At 42.0% G+C, this 22,341-nt stretch carries 24 protein-coding genes; 19 read left to right on the top strand and 5 right to left on the bottom strand.

Annotated elements, in window-relative coordinates:
- The first annotated feature begins 420 nt into the window (after positions 1 to 420).
- Entirely contained in the window at positions 421 to 2,211 is a 1,791-nt protein-coding gene (locus ACZ9AO_RS04805) for a M3 family oligoendopeptidase (RefSeq protein WP_476108584.1), read from the top strand.
- A 64-nt stretch (positions 2,212 to 2,275) separates the two neighbouring features.
- Here the strand turns inward: ACZ9AO_RS04805 and pssA are convergent, their stop codons facing one another.
- Positions 2,276 to 2,815 (bottom strand): CDP-diacylglycerol--serine O-phosphatidyltransferase, encoded by a 540-nt coding sequence (gene pssA / locus ACZ9AO_RS04810; protein ID WP_048682807.1) that lies wholly within the window; start codon positions 2,813 to 2,815, stop codon positions 2,276 to 2,278.
- Positions 2,816 to 2,960: 145 nt separating this feature from the next.
- Between pssA and ACZ9AO_RS04815 the strand changes: the two genes are divergently transcribed.
- The gene (locus tag ACZ9AO_RS04815; protein WP_063594199.1) at positions 2,961 to 3,746 is read left to right on the top strand and encodes a phosphatidylserine decarboxylase; all 786 of its coding nucleotides are present in this window, start codon (positions 2,961 to 2,963) and stop codon (positions 3,744 to 3,746) included.
- Between the two features lie 52 nt (positions 3,747 to 3,798).
- On the opposite strand, the gene ACZ9AO_RS04820 is transcribed toward ACZ9AO_RS04815, so the two are convergent.
- The gene (locus ACZ9AO_RS04820) at positions 3,799 to 3,939 is read right to left on the bottom strand and encodes a sporulation histidine kinase inhibitor Sda (protein WP_285856448.1); all 141 of its coding nucleotides are present in this window, start codon (positions 3,937 to 3,939) and stop codon (positions 3,799 to 3,801) included.
- A 466-nt stretch (positions 3,940 to 4,405) separates the two neighbouring features.
- On the opposite strand from ACZ9AO_RS04820, the gene ACZ9AO_RS04825 reads away from it, so the two are divergent.
- From ACZ9AO_RS04825 to ACZ9AO_RS04860, 8 genes are read left to right on the top strand one after another with little or no spacing between them, the layout of a single operon-like run.
- A complete protein-coding gene (locus ACZ9AO_RS04825; protein WP_249594856.1) occupies positions 4,406 to 4,927 on the top strand; it encodes a YqeG family HAD IIIA-type phosphatase in 522 nt (173 codons plus the stop codon).
- A complete protein-coding gene (yqeH, locus tag ACZ9AO_RS04830) occupies positions 4,924 to 6,033 on the top strand; it encodes a ribosome biogenesis GTPase YqeH (protein ID WP_222619913.1) in 1,110 nt (369 codons plus the stop codon). Before ACZ9AO_RS04825 ends, yqeH begins: the two co-directional genes overlap by 4 nt.
- Positions 6,034 to 6,053: 20 nt before the next feature.
- The gene (aroE, locus tag ACZ9AO_RS04835) at positions 6,054 to 6,896 is read left to right on the top strand and encodes a shikimate dehydrogenase (protein WP_476108585.1); all 843 of its coding nucleotides are present in this window, start codon (positions 6,054 to 6,056) and stop codon (positions 6,894 to 6,896) included.
- Positions 6,890 to 7,180, top strand: a complete 291-nt coding sequence (yhbY, locus tag ACZ9AO_RS04840; RefSeq protein WP_034308574.1) for a ribosome assembly RNA-binding protein YhbY — start codon at positions 6,890 to 6,892, stop codon at positions 7,178 to 7,180. The genes aroE and yhbY overlap by 7 nt, the downstream gene beginning before the upstream one ends.
- An 11-nt stretch (positions 7,181 to 7,191) precedes the next feature.
- The gene (locus ACZ9AO_RS04845) at positions 7,192 to 7,761 is read left to right on the top strand and encodes a nicotinate-nucleotide adenylyltransferase (protein WP_048682820.1); all 570 of its coding nucleotides are present in this window, start codon (positions 7,192 to 7,194) and stop codon (positions 7,759 to 7,761) included.
- Positions 7,751 to 8,323 (top strand): bis(5'-nucleosyl)-tetraphosphatase (symmetrical) YqeK, encoded by a 573-nt coding sequence (yqeK, locus tag ACZ9AO_RS04850; protein ID WP_054400178.1) that lies wholly within the window; start codon positions 7,751 to 7,753, stop codon positions 8,321 to 8,323. The genes ACZ9AO_RS04845 and yqeK overlap by 11 nt, the downstream gene beginning before the upstream one ends.
- Positions 8,323 to 8,679 (top strand): ribosome silencing factor, encoded by a 357-nt coding sequence (gene rsfS / locus ACZ9AO_RS04855; RefSeq protein ID WP_034308569.1) that lies wholly within the window; start codon positions 8,323 to 8,325, stop codon positions 8,677 to 8,679. Before yqeK ends, rsfS begins: the two co-directional genes overlap by 1 nt.
- Positions 8,676 to 9,419 (top strand): class I SAM-dependent DNA methyltransferase, encoded by a 744-nt coding sequence (locus tag ACZ9AO_RS04860; protein ID WP_034308566.1) that lies wholly within the window; start codon positions 8,676 to 8,678, stop codon positions 9,417 to 9,419. Before rsfS ends, ACZ9AO_RS04860 begins: the two co-directional genes overlap by 4 nt.
- Positions 9,420 to 9,516: 97 nt before the next feature.
- Here the strand turns inward: ACZ9AO_RS04860 and comER are convergent, their stop codons facing one another.
- Positions 9,517 to 10,347 carry a late competence protein ComER gene (gene comER / locus ACZ9AO_RS04865; protein ID WP_222619912.1) on the bottom strand — a complete coding sequence of 277 codons (831 nt, stop codon included), beginning with the start codon at positions 10,345 to 10,347 and terminating at the stop codon, positions 9,517 to 9,519.
- 110 nt (positions 10,348 to 10,457) lie between these two features.
- Here comER and ACZ9AO_RS04870 point away from each other — a divergent pair, with 110 nt between their 5' ends.
- From ACZ9AO_RS04870 to ACZ9AO_RS04880, 3 genes are all read left to right on the top strand, one after another.
- Entirely contained in the window at positions 10,458 to 11,093 is a 636-nt protein-coding gene (locus ACZ9AO_RS04870) for a helix-hairpin-helix domain-containing protein (RefSeq protein WP_476108586.1), read from the top strand.
- A 78-nt stretch (positions 11,094 to 11,171) separates the two neighbouring features.
- Positions 11,172 to 11,732, top strand: coding sequence for a ComE operon protein 2 (locus ACZ9AO_RS04875; protein WP_251539648.1), 561 nt, complete (start codon positions 11,172 to 11,174; stop codon positions 11,730 to 11,732).
- An 18-nt stretch (positions 11,733 to 11,750) separates the two neighbouring features.
- A complete protein-coding gene (locus ACZ9AO_RS04880) occupies positions 11,751 to 14,057 on the top strand; it encodes a DNA internalization-related competence protein ComEC/Rec2 (protein WP_476108587.1) in 2,307 nt (768 codons plus the stop codon).
- A 76-nt stretch (positions 14,058 to 14,133) separates the two neighbouring features.
- Here ACZ9AO_RS04880 and ACZ9AO_RS04885 read toward each other — a convergent pair whose 3' ends face one another.
- Entirely contained in the window at positions 14,134 to 14,268 is a 135-nt protein-coding gene (locus tag ACZ9AO_RS04885; protein WP_034308559.1) for a YqzM family protein, read from the bottom strand.
- A gap of 339 nt (positions 14,269 to 14,607) precedes the next feature.
- On the opposite strand from ACZ9AO_RS04885, the gene holA reads away from it, so the two are divergent.
- On the top strand, positions 14,608 to 15,621 hold the full coding sequence (holA, locus tag ACZ9AO_RS04890; RefSeq protein WP_034308556.1) for a DNA polymerase III subunit delta: 1,014 nt from the start codon (positions 14,608 to 14,610) through the stop codon (positions 15,619 to 15,621).
- A gap of 89 nt (positions 15,622 to 15,710) precedes the next feature.
- Here holA and rpsT read toward each other — a convergent pair whose 3' ends face one another.
- Positions 15,711 to 15,977 (bottom strand): 30S ribosomal protein S20, encoded by a 267-nt coding sequence (gene rpsT / locus ACZ9AO_RS04895; RefSeq protein ID WP_034308554.1) that lies wholly within the window; start codon positions 15,975 to 15,977, stop codon positions 15,711 to 15,713.
- A 286-nt stretch (positions 15,978 to 16,263) separates the two neighbouring features.
- On the opposite strand from rpsT, the gene gpr reads away from it, so the two are divergent.
- The 5 genes from gpr to hemW all read left to right on the top strand — a co-directional run bounded on the left by gpr (position 16,264) and on the right by hemW (position 22,265).
- Positions 16,264 to 17,382, top strand: a complete 1,119-nt coding sequence (gene gpr / locus ACZ9AO_RS04900; protein WP_063594195.1) for a GPR endopeptidase — start codon at positions 16,264 to 16,266, stop codon at positions 17,380 to 17,382.
- A gap of 86 nt (positions 17,383 to 17,468) precedes the next feature.
- Entirely contained in the window at positions 17,469 to 18,668 is a 1,200-nt protein-coding gene (spoIIP, locus tag ACZ9AO_RS04905) for a stage II sporulation protein P (RefSeq protein ID WP_251539645.1), read from the top strand.
- A gap of 21 nt (positions 18,669 to 18,689) precedes the next feature.
- Positions 18,690 to 19,013 carry a YqxA family protein gene (locus tag ACZ9AO_RS04910; RefSeq protein WP_053535740.1) on the top strand — a complete coding sequence of 108 codons (324 nt, stop codon included), beginning with the start codon at positions 18,690 to 18,692 and terminating at the stop codon, positions 19,011 to 19,013.
- A 175-nt stretch (positions 19,014 to 19,188) separates the two neighbouring features.
- A complete protein-coding gene (lepA, locus tag ACZ9AO_RS04915; protein ID WP_053535739.1) occupies positions 19,189 to 21,024 on the top strand; it encodes a translation elongation factor 4 in 1,836 nt (611 codons plus the stop codon).
- A gap of 89 nt (positions 21,025 to 21,113) precedes the next feature.
- On the top strand, positions 21,114 to 22,265 hold the full coding sequence (gene hemW / locus ACZ9AO_RS04920) for a radical SAM family heme chaperone HemW (protein ID WP_476108588.1): 1,152 nt from the start codon (positions 21,114 to 21,116) through the stop codon (positions 22,263 to 22,265).
- The last annotated feature ends 76 nt before the right edge of the window (positions 22,266 to 22,341 follow it).

Consider the following 22,341-nt stretch of genomic DNA (forward strand, 5'->3'; position numbering starts at 1 on the left):
AACGGGACTGAGATATCGTCGTCGAAGATTCGAGTGAAAATAAAGAAAGCCCAAAATGGAAAATTCGAAAATGAGTATTACGATAAGTGACTGCCATGAACTAAAGGACGGCACGAAAGGCTGTTTCTTGTCGGCCTTATCCCAATGGTGAACATCGGTATGTTCTTCAATGGTTAGCTGCTGTGCATGATGGTGGAACTGTACGGGCAGTGTCCAAAGGAGCAGGATGATGGCAGACATGTGAATAAAGAATTTCATATGAATCAACCACCCCTTTCCCAAGAATATATTCATCATAACATGCTTTTAATCTGGGATATAGAAAAATGTTCTGAAAAATACTGAAAATTCCTTTTAGTTAGAAAAATATTGAATGAACCTCTATAATGGGGTTAGTGATAAAAAGGGGGGCAATGCGGGATGGGATATTCTATGACATGGGATTTGGATATCTTTTTTAAAGGAGGAAGCTCTTCAAATGAGTTCCTGACTTTTTTAGATGAAATCAACGAAGAGGTAAAAGAATTAGACCGACTTGTAAGCAATATCAATGCAGAAGGAAATGATGAAAGCAGTTTAATCCAGGCATTTGATCTTTATAAAAATACAAATATGAAATCTTCGCAGGCAAGTGCTTTCATTGGATGCCTGGAAGCTCAAAATTCGCAGGATAAAAAGGCTGGTCAGCTGCGGATCAAACAAATGAAGATAGTCGCTTCACTAAAAATGGTGTTAAGCAAGCTGGATGAAAAGTTGATACAGCATGATGATGCATTTTTTGAAAAAATCCTCGAAAAAGAACCATTGAATGAATTGAAATTCGTATTGAATGAACGTCGGGAAAAGGCAAAGGAAAAGCTTTCCGTGAAGGAAGAAGCATTAATCACCCAATTGGCCATGGACGGTTTCGAAGGTTGGAGCCAAATGTATGATACCATCGTCGGTTCAATGACCATCCCTTATAAGGGTGAAAAGCTTTCTGTAGGCCAAGCGGCGAATAAATTTTCTGATCCTGATGAAAGGGCCCGGAAAGAATTATTTACTGCGTGGGAACAGGCTTGGGAGGAAAAAAGTGACCTGTTTGCCCGGACTTTGAACCACTTGGCTGGCTTCCGTCTCAGTGTGAATGAAAAAAGGGGCTGGGATGATATTTTGAAAGAGCCTCTTGAAATAGGAAGGATGAAAAAAGAAACCCTCGAAAGCATGTGGAATGTAATTGCCGATCATAAAGAGCCGCTTGTGAGGTTTTTAAAAAGGAAAGCGGAGTTACTGGATTTGGATAAATTAAGTTGGGCGGATTTGGATGCACCGCTCGCTGTTACGGCAGAATCCAAAGTAATGGATTATCAAGAAGGTGCAGACTTCATCATCCAGCAATTCGCTAAGTTCGGCTCTCAATTAGCGAACTTCACCCAAAAAGCTTTTGAAGACAGCTGGATTGAAGCTGAGGACAGACCAGGTAAGAGACCAGGCGGTTTTTGCACCGGCTTTCCATTAAATAAGCAGTCAAGAATTTTCATGACGTATTCGGGCACACCGTCCAATGTATCTACATTGGCTCATGAATTGGGTCATGCATTCCATTCTTATGCGATGAGGGATATCCATCCATTGAATCGGTCATATGCAATGAATGTGGCGGAAACCGCCTCGACTTTTGCTGAAATGGTCGTAGCGGATGCAGCTGTTAAGGAAGCAGCCAGTGAGGAAGAAAAGCTGGTGCTTTTAGAAGATAAAATTCAGCGTTCCGTGGCATTATTGATGAATATCCATGCCCGCTACTTATTCGAAACTAGGTTTTATGACGAGAGGAAGCAAGGATATGTCAGTGCCGAACGGTTGAATGAACTGATGGTCGATGCACAAAAAGAAGCTTATGGCGATGCTTTAAGTGATTATAATCCAACGTTCTGGGCTTCAAAGCTCCATTTTTATATTACAGGTGTACCATTTTATAATTTTCCGTACACATTCGGTTACTTATTCTCATTAGGCATATACGCGAATGCCCTGAAAGAACCTGCAGGTTTCGAAGAAAAATATATCGCTCTATTAAAGGATACCGGTTCCATGAAGGTCGAGGATTTGGCGGAGAAACATTTAGGCGTCGATTTAAAAAACCGGGATTTTTGGGAAGAAGCGGTCAATGCCTGTATGGAGGATGTAGAAGAATTCATGCGTTTGACCGACCCATTAGTCCGAAAAGCATAAGATGGGTTTAGGCTGGAATAGGAACAAAAAAGCGGATGTCCGGTTTAGGACATCCGCTTTCTTATTAAACTTTCTTCAGTTTAAATGGACTGACCATAAGTAATGATAATATAATCATGAGGGATAAGAAAAAGACCGGATGGAAATACGGGATGGCTAGATAACTTAAAGTAGCGATGCAGCCCGCAACCGTAATGGGCACTCCTGTAAAATATCCATTGCTTTCACTTATATTGAAGCGGGCGAGACGAAACGCGCCACAGCCAATATAGAAAACCGTGAAGAGTGTGCCAGGTGCTCCGAATTCTATCAATATTCCTTGGTATAATAATAGAGCCGGTGCGACGCCAAAGGATATGATGTCACACATGGAATCAAGTTGCTTACCCAATTCCGATTCAATGTTGAATTTCCGTGCAACCATACCGTCAAAGCGATCTGCAAGGGCAGCCAGGAAGATTAAAAGCAAGCTTAAATTCAATTGGCCGTTCATCACGGCAATTATCGCAAATCCACCAAGGGATAAATTAATTAAGGTAAGTATATTTGCTGTTTGTGCTTTCACTTTTTTAATGGTTTGATCTAGGGCGTGTAATAAAAACATCTTTTCACTCCTTTCAAATGAAACAAATTAAAACAAAATATAGTAAACATAAGTATTTATTATATAATAATATTTTATTTAATACAATTTATGCAAGGTAATTTTAGAATAATTTTACAATTTTACAATTTGGAGTGGTTATATTTTGTTTCAGTCTTTGTATCGCGTTCTTATTGAACTTACGAATGGTCAGTATTCATCAGGTTTATTAAAACACTTTAGCCAATCTCGTTGGAGCAGGCCCTTAATTTTACTTTATGTAAAAACATTCAACCTTAATCAACAGGAATTTGGTAAGGAGTTAAAAGCATATACCAATTTACACGAGTTATTTACAAGGCAGTTAAAGGCTGACGCGAGGCCAATTACGGCAGTTCCGTCTGCGGTAGCTTGTCCCGTGGACGGTGTACTTGAGGACTCAGGGGAGATACACGCTGATAAAAAGATCGTCGTTAAGGGAAAGGTATATTCAATGGAGGAAATGCTCGGGGATGAGCTTTTATTGGAAAAGTACTTAGGCGGCAAATATCTCGTGTTATACTTAAGCCCGAGTCATTACCATAGGATCCATGCGCCAATCAAGGGTTCCGTGGTCAAACGATGGACGCTTGGAAGGAAATCATACCCCGTTAATAAATGGGGGATGAAATATGGAAAAGAGCCTTTATCAAAAAATTACCGGACAATAACTGAACTTCAAAATGAGGCGGGAAATCTGGCAATGGTGAAAGTCGGGGCCATGTTCATAAATTCGATCGTCATTACTGATGATTCGGATGAATTGGAAAAAGGACAGGAATTTTCTTATTTCAGTTTTGGGTCCACAGTTGTGCTTCTTTTTGAAAAAGGAAGTTTTGAACTTGAAGGAAACATATCCATTCCCGCAGATGTCCGTGTAGGTGAAACAATCGGATTCATGAGAGCCGTCTAACTTCAAATGAAAATAAGAGGCTGACATTTAATGTCAGCCTATGTATTACATATTAAAATATGGCTCGGATTTTATGTGTTAGGGACCTTCGATGAATTTCCGTTTCTATGAGGCGGATGAAATCGGTACTCAACTTTAAATTCTGTGCTTTAAAATAGGATTCAAGCAACAGGTCATCAGATAGTTTTTGCATCAGAACGCCACTTATGGGCTGCTCACCTCCTGTAGGGATTGCGGGGAATAATTTGGTGTTTACTTGCATATATTGATAAGTCTTCCTTGATGTACCCCTACTGTATCAGAAATAAACGTGGAGAACAATCGTTCTGTTATCCACAGTAAAAAGTGGATAACCTGTGGTTAAGTTGTTTACAAGGTGAACGAAATGGTGCCCATCAGTATGGGAAATGTTAGTAAAGTTATCCACAGGTTGAATAAATGAAATTTTTGTCGAAATCTTTTATGAATAATTAGTTCTTTGGTTCTGGTCTGCCTGCAAATTTCCCATTATTTAATGAAAAATGCCTTTCCATATCAGAAAACATACATTATGATGTTTCTTTACCGTCAGCCATTCTTTCCTATTTTTTTTTGAAAGTGGGCTGAAAATTCGATATGATGGAAACGGTAAATTTTAATGAAAATATAGAGGTGCCAATATGCTTAAATTATTTTTGCCGAGTGAACATGTTAAAAGCATTTTTAATATAGATCCTCAAGAATTGAAAAAAAGAGGGATTAAGGGCGTCATTACCGATTTGGATAATACACTCGTTGAATGGGACAGGCCCACTGCCACCCCCGATTTAATCAAATGGTTCGACAATATGCGGAATCATGGGATTTTAGTGACGATTGTGTCCAATAATAATGAAAATCGGGTTCGGGCTTTTTCCGATCCGCTTCACATTCCGTTTATCTTCCAGGCCAGAAAACCGATGGCAAGGGCTTTCCATAAAGCCCGTAAGACAATGGGGTTGAAATTAGAAGAAACGGTGGTAATCGGCGATCAGTTATTGACGGATGTATTGGGAGGGAACAGAGGCGGGTTTCATACGATCTTAGTGGTCCCTGTCGCACAGACCGACGAATTCAGAACAAGGATCAATCGTTACTTTGAAAGAAAGATCATGGCGTTTTTTAAACGAAAAGGAATGATAGAATGGGAGGATCACAATTGAACAATCATCAAGAATTAGTGTGCATCGGCTGCGGTGTGAAGGTCCAGACTGAAGATCCGAAGGAGTTGGGCTTTGCCCCTAAATCGGCTCTGGAAAAAGAGAGCATCGTTTGTCAGCGCTGCTTTAAATTGAAACATTATAACGAAGTTCAGGATGTATCCTTAACAGACGATGACTTCTTGAAAATCTTGAATAAAGTAGGCGAAACCGACTCTTTAATCGTCAAAATCGTCGATATTTTTGATTTCAATGGAAGCTGGCTGCCTGGCCTTCATCGATTTGTAGGAAGAAATGATGTTCTTCTGATCGGAAATAAGGTCGATTTATTGCCTAAATCGGTAAAACCGAACAAGTTGATCAATTGGATGAAGCAATCGTCCAAGGAATTGGGTCTTAACCCGATCGATGTCCTGCTTGTCAGTGCGGAAAAGGGAAAGCACATACTTGAAGCGGCGGATGCGATCGAGCGGTATCGCAGAGGAAAAGATGTCTATGTCGTGGGCTGTACGAATGTAGGAAAATCGACTTTCATCAACCGTCTTATAAAAGAAGTGAGCGGTGAAAGTGATATCATCACGACTTCCCACTTCCCTGGGACTACCTTGGATATGATTGAAATTCCTTTGGATGATGAACAGGCATTGATCGATACACCTGGAATCATTAATCATCATCAAATGGCTCACTATGTGGACAAACGGGACTTCAAGGTGATTATGCCGAAAAAGGAAATCAAGCCGAGAGTGTACCAACTGAATGAAGGGCAGACGTTATTTTTCGGAGGGTTGGCCAGGTTGGACTATGTCTCAGGCGGAAGGCGTTCATTGACTTGCTACCTTTCGAACGAATTGAATATTCACCGTACGAAACTGGAAAATGCCGATGAATTGTATAAAAACCATGCCGGGGAATTACTGACTCCCCCACGGCCGGAACAAATCGAGGAGTTTCCGAAGCTGATTCCACATGAATTTTCCTTGAAAGATGGTAAAATGGATATTGTGTTTTCTGGTCTTGGCTGGGTGACGGTCAATGAGCCAGGGGCGAAAATCGTTGCACATGTTCCAAAGGGCGTCAATGTGATCGTTCGCAAATCATTAATCTAAATATAGGGGTCGTCTAGTCTATGAAAAAGATATATGGGGTAATGGGAGATCCAATTGCACATTCGATGTCACCGGACATTCATAATGATGCATTTGAAAAAGAAAATATAGAAGCGGTTTATCACCATTTTCATGTGACGAAAGAAGGTTTGAACGATGCCGTGAAAGGCATGAAAGCCCTTGGTATAGAAGGGTTTAACATCACGATCCCTCATAAGACTTCAATCATCCCTTTCCTTGATAAAGTGGATGAACTGGCCCTGGCAATCGGGGCTGTAAATACGGTTGTTAACAAAAATGGTCGGTTTATAGGGTATAATACAGACGGAAAAGGATTTTTTAAATCTTTATGCGATGAAATATCAGGTGACATCAAGGCTAAAAAAACGTTAGTGATCGGAGCGGGCGGTGCTGCGCGTGCGATTTATTTTACCCTCGTGAAAGAAGGGGTAAAGCAAGTTGATATTGCAAACCGGACAAAGGAAAGAGCGGCCCAGCTTGTTTCTGATTGCCCTTATGATAAAGTATCGAAGGCACTCTCGATTATCGAAGCGGAAGAAAGCTTATCACAATATGATTTAATCATCCAAACGACTTCTTCTGGAATGAGTCCTGAACTGGATCATTCGCCGTTAAAGGTCGACCAGCTTAAAACCGGTGCAATTGTCAGTGATATCATCTATAACCCTCTGCAAACCAAGCTGCTGCGTGAAGCTGGGGAAAAAGGGGCGGAAACGCAAAATGGTCTGGGAATGTTCATCAACCAGGCTGCGCTTGCATTTGAGATATGGACAGGCATTATGCCGGATACAGCAAGAATGACAGATATTGTCTTGAACAAACTAGGAGGTAACACATGTTAACAGGAAAACAAAAAAGATTTTTACGATCAAAGGCCCATCACCTCAATCCAATTTTTCAAGTTGGTAAAGGCGGAGTCAATGATAATCTCATCAAGCAAATTGGTGAGGCGCTTGAAGTACGTGAATTAATCAAGGTCAGCATCCTGCAAAACTGTGAAGAGGACCGCAATGATGTGGGGCTTACTTTATCAAAAGGTGCACGGGCGGAATTGGTTCAGATTATCGGCAACACAATTGTGCTATATAAAGAATCAAAAGAAAACAAACAACTTAAATTACCTTAAGGAACCTATCTATGAAAAAAATTGGAATTCTTGGCGGTACATTCAATCCTCCGCATATCGGGCATTTAATTATAGCCAACGAAGTGCTGGATGCCCTTGAGCTAGATGAAATCAGGTTCATGCCAAATCACGTTCCTCCACATAAGGAAAAATCGGAGGAAGTAACCGATATGGACAGGCTGGCCATGTTGGAAAACGCGATAGCCGGAAACCCATCTTTTTATATTGAGGGTATTGAAATAGAAAGAAAAGGCACATCTTATACGTATGACACGATAAAATTGCTTAAAGAACTTGAGCCAGCCAATGAGTTCTATTTCATAATTGGCGCAGATATGATTGAGTACTTACCGAATTGGCATCGTATCGACGAGCTGGTGCATATGGTCAACTTCGTCGGGGTGAAGCGCCCTGGATATAATGAGAATACCGTATACCCGATCACGATGGTGAAAGTCCCGCAGATGTTCATTTCGTCTTCCATGATACGAAGGAAGTTAAGAACAGGGAAAACCGTGAAATATTTAATAGCAGATCCAGTGGTGAAGTATATTAAAGGGAATGGTTTATATGAATCGTGAGAAAGCATTGGCGCTGGTCAAAGAACAAATCACCGAGCGCAGGTACATTCATACCTTGGGTGTGGTCGAGTCAGCAATTGAACTTGCTGAACGGTATGGTGCCGACGTCAAAAAAGCGGAACTTGCAGCCATTTTCCATGATTATGCAAAATTTCGTCCTAAAGAAGAGATGGAGCAAATAATCATCGCTGAAAAAATGGACCCGGCGTTACTTGAATACAATATGGAGCTGTGGCACGCTCCTGTCGGGGCTTATCTGGTGAATAAGGAAGCAGGCATTCAGGACGCTGAAATCTTGGATGCGATTGCCTATCACACGTCTGGCAGGGTTGGCATGAGCCTTTTGGATAAAGTCGTATACCTTGCTGATTATATCGAGCCGGGACGTTCTTTCCCCGGTGTCGACGAAGTCAGGCAGACAGCAAAGCAAAATTTGGATCATGCTGTCATCCAGGCTTTAAGGAATACAGTTGTTTTTTTAATGAAAAGAAATCAGGCAATTTACCCTGACACATTTAAGACATATAATGATTTGATCATGAATTTGAAGGAGAAGATGTAATGACTGAACGTGAACTTCTTGTAATTGCAGCAAAAGCGGCGGATGATAAAAGAGCGGAGGATATCGTGGCATTGAACATGCAAGGTATTTCCCTGGTAGCGGATTACTTTTTGATCTGCCACGGTAATTCTGAAAAACAAGTACAAGCAATAGCTCGTGAAATGAAGAGCAAAGCTGATGAATCAGGAATCAATGTAAAACGTCTTGAAGGTTTTGACGAAGCGAAATGGGTGCTTGTGGATCTTGGCGATGTAGTGGCCCACATTTTCCATAAAGATGAAAGAAACTACTATAACCTTGAACGTCTATGGGGAGATGCACCTTTTGAAGATCTAGAGAGTGAACTGACTTCATGACTTACGAACGCTTTGCCTATGTATACGATGAATTGATGAAGGACGCACCTTATGAAAAATGGCTGATGATCCTTACGGCGAAGCTGGAACAGTATGGAATTGGTGGAAGGAAAGTTCTGGATTTAGCGTGTGGAACCGGGGAAATGACAGTAGAATTGGCGCAGCACGGATTCGAAGTCACCGGCGTGGATTTATCTGATGAAATGCTTCTTGTTGCTAATGAAAAAGCGGTTAAGCTTGGTTTATCGATTCCGCTTTTCCAGCAGAATATGGCAGAACTCGAAGGACTTGGCCAATTTGATTGTGTCACGATTTTTTGTGATTCGCTGAACTACCTTCGCGACGAAGAGGATATAGTCAAGACGTTCAGCCGGGTTCATGAGCATTTGAAGGATGGCGGATTATTCATGTTTGATATCCATTCCCTTTATAAAATGGAAGAAATCTTTCGTGATCATACGTTTGCTGTCAATGGTGAAGAAGTATCCTATATATGGGATTGCTTCCCGGGTGAAGAACCTTACAGCGTGGAACATGATTTAAGTTTTTTCGTAAGGGATGATGAAAGCGGTCTTTATGACCGTTTTGATGAGTTGCATTATCAACGGACCTATCCGGTTGAACAATATAAAAAGTGGTTGGAGCAAGCAGGTTTCACGGTTTCTGAAATTCTGGCGGATCTAGAAGAAGCACCGCTCGTAACGGAAACCGAAAGAATCTTGTTTGTAGCCAGTAAATGATAAAGAGGTCAAGATCCCCGTTCGTACAAGTACGAGTGGAGGTCTGACCTCTTCTTTTTTTTACTTTTAGAAGGAATTGAGATCTTGATTACGAATATTAATAAGGATGGCCGAACTGTTTTTCAACTTCGTGAAGATCCTCTGCAAACTTTTCATGTGTCGCTTGAAAAAGATGGTGGAACATTTCCCCGGTTTCAGCTTCTAAAACCTTGATCCCCTCACCTGTTATTCCACCTTTTACACAAACCTTTTCCTGTAAGGTCGGCAATGTATAAACCCCTTTACCGAGCAATTCCCCTAAGCCAACCAGCATATTCTCAGTCAAAGTCGTAGCCGTTTCTTTATCTATCTTCGTCGTTTGGCAAGCCGCGTCAATGAAAGCTTGAGCTAAATAGCTGAAGAAGGCAGGTCCGCAGCTGACAATATCGGAAGCTACCCGGGTGATATCATTCTCAATGATGACCGGTGCCGATATGGCGGAGGCCAAATCGAATAAAGCTGACACTTTCTCCTTACTGCAGCTCTCGCTGAAACTCAGTAACGATACGCCTGAACCCACACGGTTCGTTATGCTCGGGATAAAACGGGCACAGGGTGCATTCACTGCCGATTCGAGCTGGGAGACGGAAAGCGGGCTTGTGATGGAAATAACCAGCTGATCCCTTTTTATATGCTGTTTGATGCCTTGTAATAGGCTGTTAATTTGCAATGGTTTTACACAGAGAAAGATAAAGTCCGCTTGTTCGACGATTTCGGCTGCGCTTTCCGCAACCTTGATACCCGGGTGTTTCTCTTTCAGCACCAATGCTTTGGAAAGTGTGCGATTTGTAATGATTAGATCTGCCGGATTCAATATTTTTGCCTCCAGCCATGCCTCGATTAAAATGGTACCCATATTTCCGGTTCCGATAACACCGATTTTCTTCAATTCCGATCAACTCCTCTCACTTAAAGCGATTGATTCTCCTAAAAACACTATGTATTTTTAATCTGTCCTATGACAATGTATCGTGCGAAATCCAATAAGGAGGTAAAGAAATGGAAGGGATTTTAAAAAGGAAAATGACGATGATTACCGTTGCCGTGGCATTTGTGGCAGGGGGCATTTACTTTTTTTCTCAACAAGGGGAGGGTCCGGCTGATACGGAAGATATATTTTCCGTTACTGCAAAAGAAGCTGAAATGGAACAAAGTGTAAATGAATCGGCTGCCGAACCTGAGATCATTAAAGTGGACGTTAAAGGAGCGGTCAAGTCCCCGGGCATATTTACAGCACAGGCAGGTGACCGGGTGATTGATTTGATTTCGTCTGCGGGCAGTTTTACGGAAAAGGCCGACACGGATAAAATTAATTTTGCCCAAATCATCGAAGATCAAATGGTCATTTATGTTCCGGAAATAGGTGAAGAAGACAAAGGGAACTTGGAGAATATACAAGCCGGGACGTCTGGTGATGCCGTCACTAAGGGTACGTCAGGAGGACTGGTGAACTTGAATGCTGCTACACAGGAAGATTTGCAAACCTTGACGGGAATTGGACCATCCAAAGCGAATGCGATCCTGGAATACAGGGAGACGGTAGGGAAATTCAAGGAGATCGATGAATTGAAGCAGGTTACGGGAATCGGCGATAAAACGTTTGAAAGGTTGCGGGATTCCATTTCTGTTAAATGAATGATTGAATATGCTACACAAATGGACAGGAAGAGGGTAAAATTGAAGAAAATCATTCTAGTGGTAAGGGGATACAACATGAACAGAATTAGTTGGGATCAATATTTCATGGCACAAAGCCATTTATTAGCTTTAAGAAGTACATGTACACGCCTCACTGTAGGGGCGACCATCGTCAGGGACAATCGAATCATTGCCGGGGGATATAATGGGTCCATTGCGGGAGGGACGCATTGTATTGATGACGGCTGTTATGTAATTGATAATCATTGTGTCAGAACGATACATGCAGAAATGAATGCACTTTTACAATGTGCGAAATTTGGGGTGCCGACTGATGAGGCGGAAATATATGTGACGCATTTTCCGTGTCTTCAGTGCTGTAAATCACTCATTCAAGCTGGCATAAAGGCTGTTTATTATGCCGAGGATTACAAAAATCATCCATATGCCCTCGAATTATTCAAACAGGCGGGTGTCAAGACCGAGAAGGTTGAAGCAAAAGGGGCCATCGATGTTAATGGAAAACAAAAAAAGGACTTTGTATTCTCATTGCTAGCTCAACTTGAACGAAACGGTCTGGGAAAAGAAGATTTATTGGAACTGGAAAAGCAGGCCAATCAGATATTCGAAAATTAAATAGAACGGGGGGCAGGCATGGCCAGACATCTTATCTTACTGGCCGTTTCAGCCACATTTGGTGTTACGGCCCATTCTCTTTTACATGTAAGGCTGCTGATCATTATCCTTATTTTTCTCTGTTTCCTTTATTTTTCGGTGGGCTTAAGTGTGAAGGCCCTAAGTTTTCATTTGGTGATCATGGGGATATTTTTAGGGGCCGCCTCCTTCTCCGATCACCGAAACAAAACTGCCTATCATGGAACGGAAAGCCAATTTATCATCACATTTACCGACCAACCGAATATAGATGGAAATTCATTAAAAGGATTCATTGGCAGTGAGAAAGGCGAACGGCTAGTGCTTCGTTATAAAATCACGACCGAATTGGAACAGGAAAAGCTGAGTCAGTTTCTGCGAATCGGTTTATCATGTCCGGCTGAAGGGACATTGCAAATTCCCGAGAAAAACAGGAATGAAAACAGTTTCGATTACCAGCGTTATCTTTTCCGCCAAGGCACCCATTGGATATTCAAAGCGGATTCCATTTCATTTCAAGAATGCAAAGAAGGTGGAAACTCGATTTTGGTTTCGATTCGTAATTTGCGCCTGAAGGGGATTGCATATATTAGAGAACACTTTCCTGAAGAATCGAGCGGTTTTGTCACAGCGCTCATATTCGGTGACCAGAGATATATAGATGAAGGGGACCTTACTAATTATCAGCGGTTGGGTTTGGTTCATTTACTGGCGATTTCCGGTCTTCATGTCAGTTTTTTAACGGGGATGTTATTTTACATCGGCATCAGGGTTGGGATTACACGGGAAAGAATGATGGTGGCCATCTTACTCTTCCTTCCGGTTTACATGTTACTTTCAGGTGCCAGTCCATCAGTGGTGAGATCCTGTTCAATGGCTATGCTTTTCTTTCTACTCCTCCTATTCAAGAAGCGGATTTCGGCGGGTGCCGCAATCGGATCGACTTATATGGCACTTTTGTTTTTTCGTCCCAATATGCTCTATGATATAGGTTTTCAGCTTTCATTCGCGATCACATTCTCCATTATCATGTCTTCAAACATCTTCTTGCAATACCCGAAGAAATCGATGCAGCTATTCATCCTCAGTTCCATCTGCCAACTGGCAGCCCTTCCAATTTTGCTTTTTCACTTCTTTGAAGTATCTATACTTGGCGTGTTTCTGAACGTATTATATGTTCCGCTTTATTCCATCATATTGCTGCCATTTTCATTGATTTCCCTCCTCATTCATTTATTACTGCCTTCCTTTGGTCAACCTCTCATATCATTATTGAATTTCACCTTCGTACTCTGCAATAAAGCCGCAGATGCAGCATCGGAATTGCCGCTCGCCTCGATTCCGTTTGGAAAGCCACATGTCCTCATGATGTTACTACTTGTTGTTTCCCTTATAGGGTTATGCCTGACATGGGAAGTATCCTTTGAAAAAAGTAAAATCTGGTGCGGAATAATAATCGTCCTTTTACTTTTGCAATATAACTTACAAAGGTTCTCGCCTTTTGGTGAAGTGCAAATCATCGACGTTGGACAAGGTGACTCCATTTTAATTATCCTGCCTTTCAATCGCGGTAATTATTTGATTGATACGGGCGGGCAAATAACATTTCCAATCGATACGTGGGCGATAAAGCGAAAGAAGTTCAACACGGCGGATGATATCATTATTCCATTATTGAAAAGTAAAGGAATTCACCAATTGGACAAACTGATTTTAACTCATCCGGATGCAGATCATATGGGAAGTGCAAAAGAACTAATAGATAATTTTAAAGTTGCGGAGATCATCATTGGAGGCTGGAGTGAAGAGCAATACAGGGATATGGATTTTGTAACCGTGGCGAGAGAGAAAAAAATGAAAATGACCGTCCTGAAAAGGGGGGACCAATGGGTGGCGGGCGGAGCGCGGTTTGCTGTGCTAAGTCCATTTGAGCAAGAAGAAAATAAGAATGATTCATCCATCGTTCTATTCACGGAGCTTGGGGGAGTGTCATGGTTATTGACCGGCGATATGGGAGAAGAAGGGGAAAGGGAACTTTTGAGAACATTTCCGCAGTTGCAGGCGGATATCTTGAAGGTCGGTCACCATGGCAGTAAAACTTCTTCTTCCGCGCCCTTCCTTGAACAGCTGCAGCCGAAAGCAGCGCTTATTTCAGTTGGAAAAGATAACCGCTACGGGCACCCTCATGGAGACGTAATTGGGAATTTGGAGGGGAATGGCATAAAGGTGTTCAGGACGGACGAGGATGGTTCTATTATTTACAAGTATTACAAAAGCAGTGGAACCTTTCGGAAGACTCTCCCATAGTATATAGAAAATCAAAAAGAAAGAGACTGCAGCAGCAGCCTCCATCAGGAAAAATAAGTGCATGTAATGAATGAAATCAGGATCCGACAGCTTTAATGACGACAGCTATGGTGAACATGGCAGCGAAAAATACAAAAGAACCGATGAATCCTATAGCGGAATCAGCGACGTCATCTGTCTTTGATTGAACATTCTTTTCGAATTCGTTCATTATTTACCCCTCCTATTTCTGCTAATAGTATAAAACATTACCAAAAAAAAATCTACAGGCTTCATTCCTTCATTTCCTTTACTGACAAGAGTTGTCACAAATAGTTTGGGATTTTGAGGTCAAAATAAAAGTACAAACAAAGCAAGCGAAAACGAAAAGCTCATTTGTTCTACATGAATACTCTACCCGCTTTCAAGGGAGATTACCCGGGCCTTTCTTGAAAGTGTTCATATAGATCCGGAATTAGCCCTTTTAAGGGCTAGTTCCCTTTATAGCTTGTCAAATGGTCCATCCACCTATACCATTAGAGAAGAATACATAGTAAAGAGGCGGATTCTATTGGTATTAGACGTTTGGAAAAGTATAAAAAAAGGGCAATTCGCGCCAGTATACTTGTTATATGGGACGGAAGCCTATCTAATTAATGAAACGAAGCAGCTATTGATCGAGAATGTCCTTCACGAAGATGAGATGGATTTTAACTTTTCTCAATTTGATTTAGAAGAGACGCCTGTTGAAACTGCGCTTGAAGATGTCGAAACCCTCCCGTTTATCGGGGAAAGGCGCCTTGTCTTCATGCAAAACCCATTTTTTTTGACAGCTGAAAAAACGAAGTCAAGAGTTGAGCATAATGTGAAAAGACTGGAAGCGTACTTGGCTGACCCGGTTCCATATTCTATTGTCGTATTGACCGCACCTTATGAGAAACTGGATGAACGGAAAAAAATCACCAAGGAACTGAAGCGTAAGGCGGTTCTCGTTGAAGCGAAGAAGCTTGGTGATCATGAGTTAAAGGGGTGGGTGAAGGAGAGGGTCGAAGCTTCTTCAGTCCGAATAGATGAGCAGGCTACAGAGCTTTTACTTGAACTTGCAGGAACGAATCTGATGATGCTGACGAATGAACTGGATAAAATGGTGCTTTATACGGAAGCTGAGAAGCACATTACAGTCGAGGTAGTGGAAAAGCTGGTCGCTAAATCCCTTGAACAGAATATCTTTACACTTGTTGATCATGTGTTACAGAGAAAAATGGAGAGTGCCATGACGATACTGCACGATCTTCTCAGGCAGAATGAAGAGCCGATCAAGATCTTGAGTGTCATGGCAGGTCAGGTCAGGCTCATGTATCAAGTGAAGGAGCTTTCCCGTCAGGGCTATAGCCAGCAAAAAATTGCGGGTCAACTGAAGGTGCACCCTTACAGGGTAAAGCTGGCACTTGAAAAGACGGGGAAATTCCAGGAACGCGAGTTGTTGAGCATCATGAACGACTTAGCGGAAGCGGATTATAAAATGAAGACCGGCCAAGCAGATAAGGCAATCACGCTTGAGCTGCTGCTTTTAAAAATTAGATGATAAAAACGGTGGCAGATATCCTGTCACCTTTTTTATGCAAAAAACGGCACAAAAAAAACGATCCGATTGGATCGTTTAATTTTTTGTCATTATGCGTTAAGAGCGTTAAGTCTTTTCGCTAAACGAGATTTTTTACGGGCTGCCGCATTTTTATGGATTAATCCTTTAGATGCAGCTTTGTCTAATTTCACAGCAGCTGTTAAAAGAGCTTCTTTAGCAGCTTCAACGTTTTCACCAGCTAATGCAACTTCAGCGTTTTTCACTGTAGTACGCATAGTTGATCTAACAGTAATGTTATGAACGCGTTTTTTGTCGTTGATTTTTACACGTTTAATAGCAGATTTAATGTTTGGCATTCCGTTCACCTCCTACAAAGAAATCGAGATTATATGAACTCGACTTTTCAAATCCATATCAAATAGCACAAGTGATATTCTATCAGACTGCTCATAAATATGCAATACTTCAGATTGAGAATCGAAAAGGAATTATAAAAGGAATTATAATTTCAGTAATAAATTCATCTCGTCATCATTCATTGTACCAAAAAAATGAATAATAAAAAAGCAAAAACGACAGAATGTTTAAGAGAGACTATTGAAAATACTAGATTAGATACAATTCAAACATCAGGAGGCCGTTATGGAAAATAATTTGGACCTTAGTGAATACGGAATTCGAACAGATTTGGCGATTGAAGCAAAGGAGATTGCCCTTGAACATAAAGGTGTAGTAGAGGAAGTGGATGTTTCCCGCATCGAAGGGGTCATTATTAAGGAAAAAGAAGTGGATGATCTGAAGGTATCCTTAGTTGAGGTCACGGCTGAGGGAGAAAAAGAAATCGGTAAGAAACAGGGCAGTTATTTGACCATCGAAGTGCAGGGAATCCGCCAGCAGGACACGGATACGCAGCAACGGGTGGAAAAGGTGTTCGCCAACGAACTGGCTTACTTCTTGAAACGGAATAAAATCACAAAAGAAAGCAGTTGTTTGGTTGTCGGTCTTGGTAATTGGAATGTTACCCCCGATGCCTTGGGGCCTGCAGTCGTTGAGAACCTTGTGGTCACAAGACATTTGTTCGAATTGCAGCCAGAGTCCGTCAAGGAAGGCTATCGGCCGGTCAGTGCGATTTCCCCTGGGGTGATGGGGATTACCGGAATCGAGACAAGTGACATCATAAAAGGCGTCATCGAAAAAAGTAATCCTGATTTCCTTATCGTCGTTGACGCATTGGCTGCCCGTTCCATCGAACGGGTGAATTCTACGATTCAAATTACGGATACAGGGATCCATCCAGGGTCTGGTGTGGGAAATAAACGAAAAGAATTGAGCCAGGATACGCTGGGAGTTCCTGTTATAGCAATTGGAATACCTACTGTCGTGGATGCCGTATCCATTGCCAGTGATACGATAGATTATATTTTGAAGCACTTTGGCAAGGAACTGAATGAAGGGGACAGGCCATCACGCTCGTTGGCACCAGCTGGATTCAGTTTTGGGAAGCGTACAAAGCTGACCGAGGAGGATATGCCAGGTGAAAAGGAACGCCAAACCTTCTTGGGAATGATAGGTGTCCTCCCTGATGAAGAGAAACGGAAACTGATTTATGAGGTACTGTCACCGCTTGGTCAAAATTTGATGGTTACACCGAAAGAAGTCGATGTTTTCATTGAGGATATGGCCAATTTGATAGCCAATGGTTTAAATGCAGCCTTGCATCATTCAATAAATCAAGATAATGCCGGCTATTACACCCGTTAAATCACTTTCAGTGCCCAAAAATGGTGTTCTACCCTTTCTAGCAAAGTCATAGGTATTAATAGACAAGCTATAGAGAGGGTGGAAGGATGAAAAGAAGAAATTCCCCAGGAATCATAACAGCCATTCACGGATCAACAATAATAAAAACTTTTCTAGGTATTCTCGCCTTGCTTCTTTTTGTTTTTTCAGTCAGTGGGGTCATGACTTCCCTAAGACCGGAGTATCGGATATCTTCTAACTCCGTACATACTGTAGCCAATCAATTCTCGGGAAAAATGCTGTTTTCGATGCTGGCCAACGAAAATCATTATCTTTTTAATGCCCTGCCGGAAGGTAAGCAGGAATCGATCATCACGAATCAATTGATAAAAGTCTCGACCAACATTTCACTTGAGGACCCGCGAAGTTTACTGGGAAGGGAGCTTCCTGGCTTTTCGATTTTTGATAATGAGATCCTCGTTGCTGGGGAAGGAACGAATTATACGAATATGCCGTATGAATCTTCACCGCCAGTGGATGTCCTGAATGAAGAAAGGGATGCATCCCTGCAAAACCTGGATGAGATTGAAGAACCGGATAAAGGAGTGACCAATCAGCCGAATCAAACGACCAATGGCCGGAAAGTGGTCGAGATATACCATAGCCATAACCGGGAGTCATATCTTCCATATTTAAAAGGGGTGACCGACCCCGACCTAGCCTACCATTCTAAAATCAATATTACGAAACTCGGGGAACGGATGGTTGAAGATTTGGCTGATAAGGGGATCGGCTCCTCGCTCGATAAAACGGATATCATGGGAAATCTGAATAATAAAGGATTGAATTATGCCAAATCGTATCAAGAATCACGGAAATCCGTCGAGACTGCATTGGCCAATAACAAAGATTTAGAATATCTGATTGATATCCACCGCGATTCAAAGCGGAAGAAACATACGACAATTACAATCAGAGGTAAAGAGTATGCCAAGATCGCCTTCGTGATCGGGGGGAATAACCCGAACTATGAAAAAAATGCCGCGCTTGCCAATAAAATTCATAAAGCTCTGGAAAAAAAATATCCCGGAATTTCACGAGGGGTTATGAAACAGGGCGGAGCGGGTCAAAATGGAGTATATAATCAGGATTTATCCGGCAATGCCATGCTTATTGAAGTTGGCGGTGTTGATAATACTTTCGAGGAAATGTACATGACCGTTGATGCCTTTACCGAGGTTTTCAGTGAATTTTACTGGGATGCCAAAGCAGTGGATAATCCGACCGGGGATTCGGAAGCGAGGTAATTTGAAAGGAGTTCTCTTATCATGGTTCGATTTTGGTTGAAATGTACAGGGATTGTGCTCGTATTGTTTTTAGGTGTTTTAATCGGGATGCAGCAAGCCAACGACGGGATGAAAAAAATGAAGGGGTATGAAGATCCCTCTTTGAATAGTGCATTCATCATTAACCAATCGGACCAAGGGGAGATGGAAGCGGATATCCTTGGCGAAAAAGTGACGAGTCATGATTTGGAGACGAAAAAAGAAAAGCTTGAAGAAATGAAAGCTTTCAACTTTTTCTCATCGATCGGCAAAACGCTTGGAGAAACCATATCAGGTGCCTTTCAGGCCCTTATTGATATGATTTAGGTAGGAAATAAGTTGATTGTGCCCTGCAAAAGGCTGCATCCGAATCCGGGATGCAGCCTTTTTTTATGCTTTGTCCTGCAATGATGCTTCTTTTGTAACTATTCTGTTGAATCTTGCATTTTCTATTGATATAATAAAAAATAGTGTATTGTGTCGACTAGTGGGAGTGAACGTCATGAATAGAGAAGAAAAATTAAAAAGACAATCAAAAATTCGTAACTTTTCCATCATCGCTCATATCGATCATGGTAAATCTACATTGGCGGATCGTATCATTGAAAAAACGAACGCCATGACTCAGCGTGAAATGAAGAGTCAGCTGTTGGATTCCATGGATTTAGAGCGTGAGCGTGGAATTACGATTAAATTGAATGCGATTCAATTGAAATATAACGCGAAAGATGGAGAAGAATACATCTTCCATCTTATTGATACACCGGGACATGTCGATTTTACGTATGAAGTGTCACGAAGCCTTGCAGCTTGTGAAGGTGCTGTCCTTGTTGTCGATGCGGCACAGGGAATTGAGGCCCAAACGCTTGCAAATGTGTATTTAGCTTTGGACAACAACCTTGAAATCATTCCGGTCATCAATAAAATTGATTTGCCGAGTGCAGATCCGGAACGGGTGCGCGGAGAAATCGAGGAAGTAATCGGATTGGATGCTTCCGATGCAGTTTTGGCTTCGGCCAAAGCCGGAATCGGAATCGAGGAGATTTTGGAACAGGTCGTTGAATTGGTTCCAGCTCCGCAAGGTGATCCGGATGCTCCTTTCAAGGCGCTTATTTTCGATTCACTGTTTGATGCGTACCGCGGTGTAGTTGCCTATATCCGTGTTGTTGAGGGTTCCATTAAAGTGGGCGACAAAATCAAAATGATGTCCACTGGCAAGGAATTCGATGTTACCGAATTGGGTGTTTTCAACCCTAAAACACAGCTTTTGGATGAACTGAACGTCGGTGATGTAGGTTTCCTTACGGCATCCATTAAAAACGTTGGTGATACGACTGTCGGTGATACGATAACGAGTGCCGTGAATAGTGCGACAGAACCATTGCCGGGTTACAGGAAGATGAATCCGATGGTATATTGCGGTCTATACCCAATTGACGCATCGAAATTCAATGATTTACGGGATGCATTGGAGAAATTGGAATTGAACGATTCAGCGCTGCAGTTCGAAGCGGAATCATCGCAAGCATTGGGCTTCGGTTTCCGTTGCGGATTCCTTGGGCTCCTTCATATGGAAATCATCCAGGAACGGATTGAACGTGAATTCAAAATCGATTTGATCACCACTGCACCGAGTGTTATTTATGATGTGGTGCAAACGGACGGAACGGTCCTGAAAGTGGATAACCCGTCCAATATGCCTGATGCTCAAAAGATCGAACGTGTCGAGGAGCCGTATGTCAAAGCGACGATGATGGCACCGACGGAGTTTGTCGGGGCAATCATGGAAATCTGTCAAAATAAACGCGGTAACTTCATTGATATGGAATATATCGATGAGACTCGTGTGAGCATTCATTATGAAATTCCATTATCGGAAATCGTGTATGATTTCTTCGATCAATTGAAATCCAATACAAGAGGCTATGCTTCATTCGATTATGAGCTGATCGGCTACAAACCGTCCAAGCTTGTGAAGATGGATATCTTACTGAATGCTGAAACTGTGGATGCTTTAAGTTTCATCGTTCATAAGGACTTTGCTTATGAACGCGGTAAAGTCATTGTTGAAAAATTGAAGAAATTGATTCCAAGGCAACAATTCGAAGTGCCGATCCAAGCGGCGATCGGGCAAAAAATCATCGCCCGTTCTTCGATTAGTGCAATGCGCAAAAACGTATTGGCTAAATGTTACGGCGGCGATATTTCCCGTAAACGTAAATTGCTCGAAAAACAGAAAGAAGGTAAAAAGCGGATGAAACAAGTAGGTTCCGTTGAAGTTCCGCAAGAAGCTTTCATGGCTGTTTTGAAAATGGATGATACGACACCCAAAAAATAAATAAAATAAACGATAGTTAGAAAAAAGAGGGTAGAGGAAATCTAGCCTCTTTTTCTATCGACTCATTCGATTAAAAGGTTGTGAACACAATGATCAAAAGCGCCTACCTCCATATACCATTTTGTGAACATATTTGTCACTATTGTGATTTCAATAAAGTATTTTTGCAGGGACAGCCGGTCGACGAATATTTACAGATGATGAAAAGGGAAATGATGATGCAGCTTTCCAAATACCCGACTGCAGGTTTGGATACGGTTTTCGTCGGTGGAGGGACACCGACCTCACTGGATGAAAAGCAGCTTGCATTCTTATGTGAAGCAATCAATGAAACCCTGCCCTTTGATCCTAAGAAGGCAGAATATACATTTGAAGCCAATCCCGGGGATCTTTCAAGGGAAAAACTCAAGATACTTTATGATTCAGGGGTCAATAGACTTAGCTTTGGAGTGCAAAGCTTCAATGATGAATTATTAAAACGAATTGGCCGGACTCACCGGGCTTCAGAAGTATATGAAACGATCCATTTGGCTCAAGAAGTTGGCTTTACGAATATAAGCATCGACTTGATTTATGGATTGCCGGGCCAAACGATGGAAGATTTCAAGGATACGCTGGATAAAGCGATCGCGCTTCAATTGCCCCACTACTCAAGCTACTCATTGATCGTTGAGCCGAAGACGGTTTTTTATAATCAGATGCGAAGAGGTAAATTAAACCTGCCGCCGCAGGAGCTCGAGGCTTCGATGTATGAGAGGCTGATGGAAGAGATGGAGAAGAATGGTCTGCATCAATATGAAATCAGTAATTTTGCCCGGGCTGGGTTTGAAAGCAGGCACAACCTGACATATTGGGATAATGTGGAGTATTATGGGATTGGTGCTGGTGCACATGGCTATACTGGAGGTAAAAGGGTGGCCAATCATGGGCCTGTGAAGAAATATATCACTCCATTGCTTTCGAACGAACTGCCTGTGTTGGAAGAACACCCAGTACCGCTTCATGAACGGATGGAAGAGGAGATGTTTTTGGGTCTCCGGAAAACGCAAGGAGTTTCATTGGAAATCTTCAAGAATAAATTTTTTGTAGAAATGACGGAGATTTTCAGGAAACCGCTCGAAGAAGGATCGGCAAAGGGTTTGCTTAAGGTGGAAGGCGGGTTCGTGCGCTTGACTGAGCGGGGCAAACTGCTAGGAAATGAAGTGTTCCAAACATTTTTAGGCGTTATTGATTCCGACTGAAGGAAATCCATGTTATTTTAACGATGAATTAGCGGTTTTCATTGTTGACATCATAAGCTGCATTTGATAATTTATT

The organism is Peribacillus sp. TE19612, assembly GCF_056279465.1.